Origin of the sequence: Rothia mucilaginosa (assembly GCF_001548235.1) — a bacterium.
In the GTDB taxonomy this organism is placed as follows: Bacteria; Actinomycetota; Actinomycetes; order Actinomycetales; family Micrococcaceae; genus Rothia; species Rothia mucilaginosa_B.
The window spans coordinates 1493961-1506939 of record NZ_AP014938.1 but is presented as its reverse complement, the minus strand read 5'-3'; the positions used below and the strand labels follow the sequence as shown (position 1 = coordinate 1506939).

Genomic DNA, 12979 nt, shown 5'->3' with positions numbered 1-12979 from the left:
CAACGCATGCGAGCGCATGCGGGGTTCTCCACCCTAGAAGGAGGCGGTGCTTATGCCTCGTCGACCGAGCTGGGCTCGTCGTGGGTCAGGCTCACGCCCATATCTTCTGCTGCCCGGAAGCCTTCTTCCTCCGAGTCGCTCATCTCGATAATCTTGCCGTCGGTGGAGAGCACCTCGACGTTCAGGCACAGAGACTGCATTTCCTTGATAAGAACCTTGAAGGATTCGGGGATACCCGGCTCAGGGATGTTCTCGCCCTTCACGATAGCCTCGTAAACCTTCACACGGCCCGCCACGTCATCGGACTTGACGGTCAGGATTTCCTGCAGGGTGTATGCGGCGCCGTATGCTTCCAGCGCCCACACTTCCATCTCACCGAAGCGCTGACCGCCGAACTGCGCCTTACCACCCAGGGGCTGCTGGGTAATCATCGAGTACGGACCGGTGGAACGAGCGTGAATCTTGTCATCCACCAGGTGGTGCAGCTTCAGGATGTACTGGTAACCAACCGAAATCGGATCCGGGAACGGCTCACCGGAACGGCCGTCAATCAGACGTGCCTTACCGGAACGGTTGATCAGACGGTCACCATCGCGGTTCGGGTTCGAGTGGTCCATAAGGTCGAACAGTTCGTCCTCGTGGGCACCGTCGAACACCGGGGTTGCCAGGCGGGTCGGGCCGGATTCCTTCGGGAAGTTCGGCATGTGCTTAAGCCACTCGGGCTCGCCCTCAATCTTCCAACCCTGCTTAGCCAGCCAACCGGTGTGGACTTCCAGAACCTGACCAATGTTCATACGACCGGGCACGCCCAGCGGGTTCAGGATGACGTCCACGGGGGTACCGTCTTCCAGGAAGGGCATATCCTCGATCGGCAGGATCTTGGAAATAACACCCTTGTTACCGTGGCGGCCTGCAAGCTTGTCGCCGTCGGTAATCTTACGCTTCTGAGCCACGTAAACGCGGACCAGCTGGTTCACGCCCGGGGGCAGATCGTCTTCGTCGTTGTTCTCGCGGTCGAAGATGCGGATGCCGATGACGGTACCGGACTCACCGTGAGGAACCTTCAGAGAGGTGTCGCGAACCTCGCGGGACTTCTCACCGAAGATTGCGCGCAGCAGGCGCTCCTCGGGGGTCAGCTCGGTCTCACCCTTGGGGGTGACCTTACCGACGAGGATGTCGCCAGCCTCAACCTCGGCACCGATGTGGATGATGCCGCGCTCGTCCAGAGCCGAGAGAACATCCTCGGACACGTTCGGGATGTCGCGGGTAATCTCCTCGGGGCCCAGCTTGGTGTCGCGGGCGTCAATCTCGTGCTCCTCGATGTGAATCGAGGTCAGCACGTCCTCAGAAACCATGCGCTGGGAGAGGATGATCGCATCCTCGTAGTTCAGGCCTTCCCACGGCATGTATGCCACGAGCAGGTTCTTACCCAGTGCCAGCTCGCCACCGTCGGTGGAGGGGCCATCAGCGATAACGTCGCGGTACTCGACGCGCTGGCCTTCCTTCACCACTACGCGCTGGTTGTAGCAGTTACCCGGGTTCGAGCGGGAGAACTTCATGATCGGGTAGGTGGAGACAGAGCCGTCGTCGTTACGGACGATAACGGTCTTAGCGTCCACGGAGGAAACCACACCGGGCTTCTTCGCGAGCACGGAGTCACCGGAGTCCAGTGCTGCGTACTTCTCCATACCGGTACCAACCACGGGAGCCTCAGACTCCAGCAGGGGCACAGCCTGACGCTGCATGTTAGCACCCATCAGTGCTCGGTTAGCGTCGTCGTGCTCCAGGTAAGGAATCAGGGCGGTAGCAACAGACACCATCTGGCGCGGGGAGACGTCCATGTACTGAACGGCGCCGGGAGCAACCAGAACAGCTTCGCCAGAACCATCGCCTGCACGGCAGAGAACCTCGTTCTCAGCGAAGGTGCGGTCCGGGTTCAGAGGCGCGTTTGCCTGCGCGATAACAACAGACTTCTCGTCGTCAGCGGTCAGGTAGCGGACCTCATCGGTCACGCGACCATCGGTCACCACGCGGTAGGGGGTCTCGATGAAACCGAAGGAGTTGATGCGACCGTAGGTTGCCAGCGAACCAATCAGACCAATGTTCGGGCCTTCAGGGGTTTCGATGGGGCACATGCGGCCGTAGTGCGAGGGGTGCACGTCTCGCACTTCCATGCCTGCGCGGTCTCGGGACAGACCACCAGGGCCCAGAGCGGACAGACGACGCTTGTGGGTCAGACCTGCCAGCGGGTTGTTCTGGTCCATGAACTGGGACAGCTGAGAGGTACCGAAGAACTCCTTGATAGCTGCCACGACGGGGCGGATGTTCACCAGGGACTGCGGGGTGATAGCCTCAACGTCCTGGGTGGTCATGCGCTCGCGGACCACACGCTCCATACGGGACAGACCGGTACGGATCTGGTTCTCAATCAGCTCGCCCACGGTGCGGATACGGCGGTTACCGAAGTGGTCGATATCGTCGATGTCGACCTTCAGGGAGATTTCCTTGCCGTCGCGTACGCCCGGGATGCTGGTCTCGCCAGCGTGCAGAGCGCAGAGGTAACGGATCATCTGGGCGATGTCGTCCTGGCTGAGCACGGAGGCCTCGGGGGAATCCAGGGGAACGTCCACGCCAAGCTTACGGTTCAGCTTGTAACGGCCGACCTTGGCCAGGTCGTAGCGGCGCGGGGTGAAGTACATGTTGTCCAGCAGAGCCTGGGCAGCCTCAACCGTCGGGGGCTCACCCGGGCGCAGCTTACGGTAGATGTCCAGCAGAGCCTCATCGCGGTCCTTGACGGAGTCCTTCTCGAGGGTTGCGCGGATGGAGTCGTACTGACCGAACTCAGCCAGAATCTTGGACTCGGTCCAGCCCAGAGCCTTGAGCAGAACGGTCACGGACTGCTTACGCTTGCGGTCCAGACGAACGCCCACCTGGTCGCGCTTGTCAATCTCAAGCTCGAACCATGCACCGCGGGAGGGAATCACGCGGGCCGAGTAGATGTCCTTATCGGAGGTGCGGTCCGGAGCCTTCTCGAAGTAGGCGCCGGGGGAACGCACCAGCTGGGAGACAACCACGCGCTCGGTACCGTTAATCACGAAGGTACCGGCCTCGGTCATCAGGGGGAAGTCGCCCATGAACAGGGTCTGCTGCTTAACCTCGCCGGTAGCGAGGTTCATGAATTCAGCCTTGATATACAGCGGTGCCGAGTAGGTTGCGTCGCGGTCCTTGCACTCCTCGACGGAGTACTTGGGGTCGGCGAACTCGGGCTCGGAGAAGGAGAGCTGCATGGTCTCCTGGAAGTCGCGAATCGGGGAAATCTCTTCAAAGATCTCAGCCAGACCGGACTTTGCGGGAACAGAGGTGTCACCAGCAGCCTGCGCGGACTCCAGACGCTCCAGCCAACGCTCGTTACCCACGAGGCGGTCGAAGCTATCGGTCTGGATAGCAAGCAGGTTGGGAACCTTCAGCGGTTCGTTAATCTTCGCGAATGAAATTCGGCGCGAGACGTTCTCTGCGCCGTTAGCGGCGTCATGGTTAGAGGTGCTCGAAGCGACCAAAATGGGGATCCTTCCACAGACATGTCTGTTAGCAATCAGCCTCCCGGCGACTTTACCGGCGACATGACGACCTCGGCCCCCGCATAAACGGTGCTCGAAGCTACAGATGTCGGACGGAAAACGTCACCTTCAGCCCGTGCCCACCGCTATATGAAGGCACAAAGGTTAGGGAAAGCGTAAATACTAACGATACAGGAAGAAATCTATTTTGTCTACCACACCCAAAGAGCGAGTGCAAACCTAACACAGAAATGTATTTTCCACCCTGAAGAAGAACCATACACGAGTGGTCGCCGGCCGGTTCTCAAGGACTCATCCTCCTGAGAACCCGCCCGCTACCGCAAGGAACCTAGCACTCCACCACGTTAACGGCCAGGCCGCCCATCGAAGTTTCCTTGTAACGGTGCGACATATCCAGACCGGTCTGGCGCATCGTCTCAATCACCTGATCCAGCGACACACGGTGCATACCATCTCCGCGCAGGGCCATGCGCGCTGCAGTCACGGCGTTCGACGCGGCCATCGCATTACGCTCGATACACGGAATCTGCACCAGCCCACCCACGGGATCGCAGGTCAGGCCAAGGTTATGTTCCATTGCAATCTCGGCCGCGTTCTCCACCTGTTCGGGGGTTCCGCCCAGCACCTGAGCCAAGCCGGCAGCAGCCATCGAGCTGGCGCTACCCACCTCGCCCTGACAACCAACCTCGGCGCCAGAAATCGAGGCGCGCTTCTTGTACAGCACACCCACGGCGGCCGAAGCCAGGAAGAAGTCCACGATTGCCTGCTCACGGGCGGCCTGGCCGCAATGGCGGATACCCGGGGTGTAGTTCATCGCGTAGTGCAGTACCGCCGGAATAATGCCGGATGCACCGTTCGTCGGGGCCGTCACCACACGGCCGCCAAAGGCGTTCTCCTCGTTTACAGCCAGAGCAATCAGGTTCACCCAGTCAATCGCAAACTCCGGAGACTTGCCGGGATCCTCCACCATCAGGTCACGGTGCCACGCACCCGCACGGCAACGCACCTTCAGCGGACCGGGCAGATACCCCACACGAGCCAGAGAGGAGCCGATGCACTCCTTCATGATGCGATAGATATGCAGGATGCCCGCGCGCACCTCCTGCTCCGTGCGTAGCGAACACTCATTCGCCATCTTCAGCTGTGCAATCGACAGGCCAGCCTCGTTCGCCATCTCGACGAGCTCGGCACCCGACCCAAAGGGGTAGGGCGGGTTCGTGAGCGAGGCACCGCCGGTAGCTTCCTCGTCTCCCTCAACGATAAAGCCACCACCAATCGAGTAGTAGGTACGCTCCAGCAGTAGCTCCTCCCCCGCAAACGCGGCAATCTTCATGCCGTTCGTATGGCGCGGAAGAACAGTCAGAGGGCGCAGAGTCATGTCAATCTCACGGTAGTGCACCACCGGGCCGTATACCTTGTTCTCCTCACCGCCGGGAGCATTCACTCCGTACGAGGAGGAAGGATAGCCGGCCAGAGGCAGGGTACCGTCAACACTATTGCGCTCAATCATCGCTTCCGCAGCGGCGATATCAATCGTCTCGGGAACGAAGCCGCACAGCCCCTTCAACGCGGCGCTCATCGTACCGTGACCGGCACCGGTTGCCGCCAACGAACCGTACAAATCGATATGCACGCCGGTCACGCGGTCCAGCAGACCTTCATCAATCAGCTCAGCCACGAAACGATTCGACGCACGCATGGGACCCACGGTGTGGGAACTGGAGGGACCAACACCAATACTGAACAGCTCAAAAACGCTGATGTCGTAGGGAAGGGCCTCCGCCTTTTTCTGGGCGCTGCTGGGGGTGCTCTGATTAATCGCCACGTTCTGTCTTTCGAAGTCATTGCGCCCTGCGGGGCGCAGTTGCGCGGAATATCGGTTACCGAAAACTATCCGGCTCGGTATTCCACCTAATTCATATGAGGTAGTGATAACGGACAGTCCTCCTTGACTAACCGCTCTAATCCTAACGCACTTCCGAGGATGCAGAAACTAAGGTGAGGGTACGCCTCGGTTCCTCCTCTCCCCCCCCCCTGCCGCTTCGGCGCAGTTGCCGCCCCGACACGCGAAAGGCGCCGTGTCCTCTCGGAAACACGGCGCCGTTCACCTCGCGGAGGTTACCTCACGCAGTATATTTCGTTACTTTTCGCGCTTGTAGAAGGGCAGAGCCACAACGTCGAAGGGTGCGCGCTTACCGCGAATGTCCACGTCAACGGTGGAGCCAAGCTCCGAGAACTCACGGTTCACCAGTGCCATAGCAATCGGGAAGCCCAGAGTCGGGGAAGGAATACCGGAGGTAACCTCACCAATCTCATTACCTTCAGCATCCACCAGCTTAGAACCGGCACGAGCAGGGCGCTTCGCCTGAGCCTTCAAACCAACCAGGATACGCTTCGACTCACTCTTAGCCAACTCAGTCAGAGCCTCACGACCCACAAAGTTAGCAGCCTTCTTCTCCAGAGCAATCTCAACCAGGCGACCCAAACCGGACTCAAACGGAGTAATCTCAAGACCCAGCTCCTGACCGTACAGCGGCATACCAGCCTCAAGACGCAGGGAGTCACGAGAAGCCAGACCGGCAGGAATCATACCGAAAGGCTCACCGGCAGCAGCCAGCTTATCCCACAGCTCAACAGCGTTCTCATTCGGAACGAACAGCTCGAAGCCATCCTCACCGGTGTAACCGGTACGAGCCAGCAAAACATCAACGCCTGCAACAGTCAGCGGCACCGAAGCGTAGTACTTCAGCTCACGGACAGCCTCTTCATCAGAAACGCCAGCAGCCAGCAGAATCTCCTCAGCACGAGGACCCTGAACAGCCACCAGAGAAGTCTGCTCCGACTCATTCACAAACTCAACATTGAAATCACCCAGGCGCTCGCTCATCGCCGCGAAGTCGGTGTCAATGTTCGCAGCGTTCGGAACAACCATGAACTCTTCGTCGCCCAGGCGGTAGGTAATCAGATCGTCGATAACGCCACCCTTGTCATTGACCAGGATGGAGTACTTTGCCTTGCCAACCTTCAGAACGGACATGTTCGAGACCAGAGCGTAGTCAAGGAATGCTGCGGCGTCCGGACCGGTTACACGGAACTCACCCATGTGAGAGAGGTCGAAGATACCCGCGCGGGTACGAACGGCTTCGTGCTCGGCAACGTCGTTCGAGTACTTCAGGGGCATATCCCAGCCACCGAAATCGGTGAAGGATGCGCCCAGCTTCTCGTGAACCGGGTACAGGGAGGTCTTCTTGGGGGACATTAGATTCTCCTCACGCACAGCTTTGTGCTGTTATTGCAATCATTGTGGTTATATCTCCCTCTCCGGCAGAGGACCAGGTAGGGAGCCTACCCCGCCCGTCTCGCGAGGAGACGGGCGGGGCGGGGTGAGCCCAGTGGCTACCCCTAGAGCGTCAAACGCTCCTTATGCTTCCAGGTCGAAAGCCTCCATCGGGGGGCATTCGCACACGAAGTTACGGTCACCGCCGGCACCGTCAATACGACCCACCGGAGTGAAGTACTTGTTGACGCGCAGGCTCGGAACCGGGAAAGCTGCCTTGGTACGGCTGTAGGGGCGATCCCACTCATCAGCGCTCACCACATCAACGGTGTGCGGTGCGTTGCGCAGAACCGAATCCTCCACAGCGACCTTGCCCTCAGCCACCTCGATAATCTCGTCGTAGATGGTCTCCATTGCCTCAATGAAGCGGTCCAGCTCTTCCTTCGGCTCAGACTCAGTCGGCTCAACCATCAGGGTGCCCGGAACCGGGAACGCCAGAGTCGGAGCGTGGAAGCCGAAGTCCATCAGACGCTTGCAGACATCCTCAGCAGTCACATGAGACTGATCGGTCAGCTGACGCAGATCCAGGATGCACTCGTGAGCGACCAGACCGCCGGGGCCGGTGTACAGCACCGGGTACTTGTCGTTGAGCTTCTTCGCAATGTAGTTAGCGTTCAGAACCGCGTATTGCGAAGAGTCCTTCAGACCCTGTGCACCAGTCATCGCAATGTACATCCAGCTAATCGGCAGAACGCCGGCAGAACCGAAGAACGCCTGCGAAATCGGCAGTGCAGCGTCGTTGGGGAGCTTACCCTCAGCATCAGCATGGTATGCGTCACCGGGCAGGAACTTCGCCAAGTGCTCACGAACAGCCAGCGGGCCAACACCGGGGCCGCCACCACCGTGAGGAATGGAGAAGGTCTTGTGCAGGTTCAGGTGCGAAACGTCGCCGCCGAACTTACCGGGCTGAGCGAAGCCCATCTGAGCGTTCAGGTTCGCGCCATCCAGGTACACCTGGCCACCTGCCTCGTGAACCAGCTGGCAGACCTCAGCAACCTGCTCCTCAAACACACCGTGGGTGGAGGGGTAGGTAATCATGATGCCGGCAACCTTGGGGCCGTACTTCTCAATCTTTGCCTTCAGGTCGTCAACATCAATCGAACCGTCAGCCGCAGTTGCCACACCGGCAACCTTCAGACCAGCCAGAGCGGCAGATGCTGCGTTGGTGCCGTGAGCAGACAGCGGAATCAGGACGGTGTCGCGCTCGTGGTCACCGTTAGCCTCGTGGAAGGAACGGATAGCGCGCAGACCGGCGTACTCACCGGTCGCACCCGAGTTCGGCTGCAGGGAGATAGCATCATAACCGGTAATAGCAACCAGCCACTCGCTCAGGTCCTTAATCAGCTCGTGCCAACCCTCAGCCTGGTCCTCCGGGACCAGCGGGTGAATGTTCGCGAACTCGGGCCAGGAGATGGGCTCCATCTCAGCCGCTGCGTTCAGCTTCATAGTGCAGGAACCCAGCGGAATCATGGTGCGGTCAAGCGCCAGATCCTTATCAGCAAGGTGACGCAGGTAGCGCATCATCTCGGTCTCAGAACGGTACTTGTGGAAAATCGGGTGCTGCATGTAGTCATCGGTACGCAGCAGCTCAGCGGGCAGATCGTACTGTGCATCTGCCTCACCCAGGGTGCCGCCCAGAGCCTCAACCAGGCTCTTGAGCAGTTCCTCGCCGTGAGACTCACCCACGGAAATACCAACACGGTTCTCGTCGAAGCGGCGGATGTTCACGCCAGCTTCCAGAGCCTTCGCAACCAGCTCATCGGCACGACCCGCAGCCTCCACCACGACCGTGTCGAAGAAAGTGTCGTGAGCAATGCCGTAGCCCGCAGCCTTCAGCGCGGTAGCAACACGAGCGGCGTTGGTGTGCAGACGGTTCGCGATAGCGCGCAGACCCTCAGGACCGTGGTACATCGCGTAAGCGCCAGCAACAATCGCCAGCAGAGCCTGAGCAGTACAAATATTGGAAGTAGCCTTCTCACGGCGGATGTGCTGCTCACGAGTCTGCAGAGCCAGACGGTACGCGGGCTTACCGGCAGAGTCCTTAGAAACACCCACCAGACGACCGGGCATGGTGCGTTCCATACCCTTGTGAACAGCCATGTACGCAGCGTGGGGGCCACCGAAGAAGAAGGGCAGACCGAAACGCTGAGTGTTACCCACAGCGATATCAGCGCCCAGCTCACCCGGGGACTTCAGCAGGGTCAGAGCCAGCAGATCAGCAGCGACAGTGACCAGAGCATTACGCTCCTTAGCGGCCTTAATCAGCGGCTCAATATCGCGAATCTCGCCCTCGTTGCCGGGGTACGCCAGGACGATACCGTACAGGTCGCCCTCGGGCAGGCCCTCAGAGAAATCAGTAATCACGAAAGGAATGCCGAGCATCTCTGCACGACCACGAGTCACCGAAATAACCTGAGGCAGGCAACGGGAGTCAATGGCGAAGAAGCCGTTCTTGACCTTGCGGTTTGCGCGGTGCATCATGACAGCTGCTTCAGCCACGGCAGAAGCCTCATCCAGCAGGGAGGAGTTTGCAATCTCCAAGCCGGTCAGTTCCATCACGGTGTTCTGGAAGTTCAGCAGAGCCTCCAGACGGCCCTGAGAAATCTCAGCCTGGTACGGGGTGTAAGAAGTATAGAAACCGGGGTTTTCCAGAATGTTACGGCGCAGAACTGCGGGAGTTACAGCATCGTAGTATCCGGCACCAATCATCTGGGCGAGAACCTTATTCTTCGCTGCATAGCCGGCAATCTTTGCCTGAGCCTCATGCTCCGACAGCGGAGCAGGCAGCTGCAGATCGCCGTCAAGGCGAATCTGAGAGGGGACAACAGCGTCCATCAGCGCATCCAGGGAAGAATATCCGAGGGTTTCGAGCATCTGCTCTGCGTCTGCGGAACGGGGGCCGAGATGACGTTCAATAAAGGACATAGGATTCTCCTATTGGTCGGCGCAAACCGTAGAGGGGTCACGTCGCGCTATTGCGACGAGTCGAACATCTTAAGTGTCCCACATCTCCACAAAGTTTTGCCACCTTTACCAACATTCGACATGCCAGAATATCAAGCTCTTCTGCCCCGCTAAATCCCCTCCCCGCAAGACGAAAAACCGCAGAAACGCACAAAGTCCGGCTCGTTCTCTCCGAAGAGAAAACGAGCCGGACTCAGTCAAAGCAAACTTCACATACATCCCGCAGAAGGATGTACTAGAAGACCCTACTTAGCGTGGTTGGGCTTGCCACCGTTCGGCACCAGGAATGCCGACAGGAAAGCCAGAGCCGCAGTCACAGCCAGCAGCATCAGACCGATGAAGTAGTTGTTCTCAGCCTGGTTGTAGGTTGCACCCATCACCAGCGGCGGGAAGAAGCCACCCAGAGCACCAGCAGCAGCAATCACACCGGACACCGCGCCGACGTTCTTCGGGTCAGCTACACGACCCACCCAGCCGAAGACCGAGCCGTGGCCCAGACCCAGCAGAGTAGCCATCAGAATGAAGACAGCACCATACACGTGCTCAGCATCAGGCTGGAACGCGGTAATAACTGCCAGAATCACCACACCACCCAGGGAGATGAGGGTGATGACCTTCGGGCCGAACTTATCCGCCAGGACACCACCGAAGGGACGAGCGATCACAGCAGCAGCCGCAAAGCCAGCCGCACGCATACCAGCGTCGTTAGCGTTGAAGCTGTAGATGTTGCTCAGGTAAGTAGGCAGGTAGTTCGAGAATGCCACGAACGCACCGAACACAACAGCGTAGAGGAAGCACAGCTGCCAAGTGGTCTTCACCTTGAATGCCTGAATAATCTTCGGCATCAGCGGAGTAACCTCACGGCCTACAGTTGCCGGAGAATCCTTCAGGAAGAAGAAAGAAATAGCAGCGGTCACAGCACAGATAACAGCAATTAGAACGTGAGTCTGGAAGTAACCAATACCCTGCACCAGGCGGGGGGTAGCGAATGCAGAAATTGCAGTACCCACCATGCCGGCACCGAACACACCGGTCGCAAAGCCCTTCTTGGAAGCGTCATACCATGCGGAGCTGAAGGGAATACCCACAGCGAACACGGTACCCGCAATACCCAGGAAGAATGCCACAACAAGCAGCATGGGCAGCGAGTTCAGCTGACCAGCAACACCAACCAGGAAGACCAGGGGCGCGCTAATCGCCAGAACAACGGTGAACATAATACGACCACCGTAGCGGTCAGTCAGACCACCAACGGGAATACGGCCAATAGCGCCGATAAAAATCGGCATAGCAACCAGAAGGCTGGTCATACCAGCGTCCAGGTGCATCTGCTTTGCATACATCTTCGCCAGCGGGCCAACAACGGTCCACGCCCAGAAACCAATGGTTGAGGCGAAGGTTGCAAGCAAAACGTTACGGAGCTGACCATTCTTCAGGTCGTAGCTCGGTGCAGCAGGGGTGCTCATATTTCCTCTTTTGCAATATGGATGTGTGTATTAGCGGTCGGCGCGCTCACGCGGGAGAGTGCCTACCGGGTCCCAACCTCGACGTGCACCAACACGCTGGCCGCCACGAGAGCGGTACACGGTGTAGGGGCGGAAGAGGTAGTGCAGGGGCACAGTCAGTGCGTGCACCAGGCGGGTAAAGGGCCAAATGATGAACAGAACCATAGCCACCACGATGTGAATCTTGAAAGCCACAGGAATATTCACCATCAGAGCCACCTCAGGGTGGAAGTAGAACAGCGAACGGAACCAAACAGCAATGGTCTCACGGTAGTTGAAGTGAACCTCGTGACCATTTACCGGAGGCAAACCGCCCGAGGGGTTCACAGCCGAAAGCAGAGTAGCCGCAGTACCAGCGAGAATCACCAGAACCAAAACGACATACATCAGAACGTCATTACGAGTGGTAGCCGAACGCACACGAGAGTTCGAAACACGACGACCAATCAGAACGAACATACCAATAATGGTCGCAACCGCGGCAACAGAACCGCCAGCCAGCGCCACAATGTGGTAAGTGTCCTCCGAAATGACCAGGTCAGTGAGTGCCTTAGGCACCAGCAGACCACCAACATGGCCAAGGAACACGGCCGCAAGACCGTAGTGGAACAGGGGCGAAGCGATGCGCAGCAGCTTCGACTCATAGACCTGGGACGAGCGGGTAGTCCATCCGAACTGGTCAGTACGGTAACGCCAAATGGTGCCACCAATCAGAACGACCAGTGCAACATAGGGCAGAACGCCCCACAGCAGGATGTCAACAATACCCGGATCGGCTACAGCCTGTGCAGCATGTCCTGCGTTCTCAGAAGCAAGTACGTACACGTGTTGTCTCCTCACAAGGGATAAAACTAGTTAGAACGAGCCGAAGCCTGCTGGAGCAGCTGATGATCAGCGTAACCATTCAGGCCAACAGTCTCGACGGGAGGGCCGTAGCCAGCCATCTTCTGAACCTCCTCCTGAGTCTCCGGAGAGACGCCAGGAAGGGTATCGCAGATGCTCTGCAACAACCCGTAGTGGGGCAGATTTCCGTCCTTCATGGACAGACGAAGAAGCTCAAGGGACGGACGGTACGCCTGCAAAGCGGAACGGCCCTTACGGCGATCCACCAACGCACAGAACTCCAGCACCAGCGGCAGGTAGTCCGGAAGCTCACCGTTCAAAACAGTCAACATACCGGAGTCGCGGTACATCTGCTTGAAACGCAGAAGAGTCTCACCACGGCGGCGGGTATCGCCATCGGTCCAGTAGGACAGATGCAGAGAATGACGACGCGAAAGGTCATACTCCTGCACGTACTCGGACTGCACATCCTCCAGGTCCTTAGAAGTCAGCCACTGCTGAACCGCATCTACGGCAGCAATGAAAGCCTCATCCTGAGTGGAAGCGGTAATCTCAACCAGTTCGGGCAAAACCTTCAGAGTTTCCTCATCGGGGTAGCCCAGGAGCATACCGCTCACCTGGTAGATTACCGAGTCCTTATCCTCGCCGGGACCGTAATCGATATCGAACGGGTTCTCCGGCTGAGCCGGCTCCGAGACAGCAGCCTCGGAACCGGCTTTGCCCATGAGCTTGGAAAAGAATCCAGCCACTTA

General features: G+C 58.5%; 7 protein-coding genes. All 7 read right to left on the bottom strand.

Annotated elements, in window-relative coordinates; translation table 11 throughout:
- Positions 1-50: 50 nt before the first annotated feature.
- The 7 genes from rpoB to narJ all read right to left on the bottom strand — a co-directional run bounded on the left by rpoB (position 51) and on the right by narJ (position 12976).
- A complete protein-coding gene (rpoB, locus tag RM6536_RS05895; RefSeq protein ID WP_049331898.1) occupies positions 51-3557 on the bottom strand; it encodes a DNA-directed RNA polymerase subunit beta in 3507 nt (1168 codons plus the stop codon).
- A gap of 349 nt (positions 3558-3906) precedes the next feature.
- Positions 3907-5403, bottom strand: a complete 1497-nt coding sequence (locus RM6536_RS05890) for an L-serine ammonia-lyase (protein WP_053088799.1) — start codon at positions 5401-5403, stop codon at positions 3907-3909.
- A 315-nt stretch (positions 5404-5718) separates the two neighbouring features.
- Positions 5719-6837: a glycine cleavage system aminomethyltransferase GcvT gene (gene gcvT, locus RM6536_RS05885; RefSeq protein ID WP_060824419.1), complete on the bottom strand. Its 1119-nt coding sequence runs from the start codon at positions 6835-6837 to the stop codon at positions 5719-5721.
- Positions 6838-6999: 162 nt separating this feature from the next.
- Positions 7000-9840, bottom strand: a complete 2841-nt coding sequence (gene gcvP, locus RM6536_RS05880) for an aminomethyl-transferring glycine dehydrogenase (protein WP_060824418.1) — start codon at positions 9838-9840, stop codon at positions 7000-7002.
- A gap of 284 nt (positions 9841-10124) precedes the next feature.
- On the bottom strand, positions 10125-11345 hold the full coding sequence (locus RM6536_RS05875) for an MFS transporter (RefSeq protein WP_060824417.1): 1221 nt from the start codon (positions 11343-11345) through the stop codon (positions 10125-10127).
- Positions 11346-11375: 30 nt separating this feature from the next.
- Positions 11376-12209 (bottom strand): respiratory nitrate reductase subunit gamma, encoded by an 834-nt coding sequence (gene narI, locus RM6536_RS05870; RefSeq protein ID WP_060824416.1) that lies wholly within the window; start codon positions 12207-12209, stop codon positions 11376-11378.
- Between the two features lie 26 nt (positions 12210-12235).
- Positions 12236-12976, bottom strand: a complete 741-nt coding sequence (gene narJ, locus RM6536_RS05865) for a nitrate reductase molybdenum cofactor assembly chaperone (RefSeq protein WP_060824415.1) — start codon at positions 12974-12976, stop codon at positions 12236-12238.
- Positions 12977-12979: the final 3 nt, after the last annotated feature.

Bases quoted from the DNA above. Each gene is read 5' to 3' on its own strand.
- gcvT (WP_060824419.1), bottom strand. From the start codon at position 6,837: ATGTCCCCCAAGAAGACCTCCCTGTACCCGGTTCACGAGAAGCTGGGC.
- RM6536_RS05875 (WP_060824417.1), bottom strand. From the start codon at position 11,345: ATGAGCACCCCTGCTGCACCGAGCTACGACCTGAAGAATGGTCAGCTC.
- gcvP (WP_060824418.1), bottom strand. From the start codon at position 9,840: ATGTCCTTTATTGAACGTCATCTCGGCCCCCGTTCCGCAGACGCAGAG.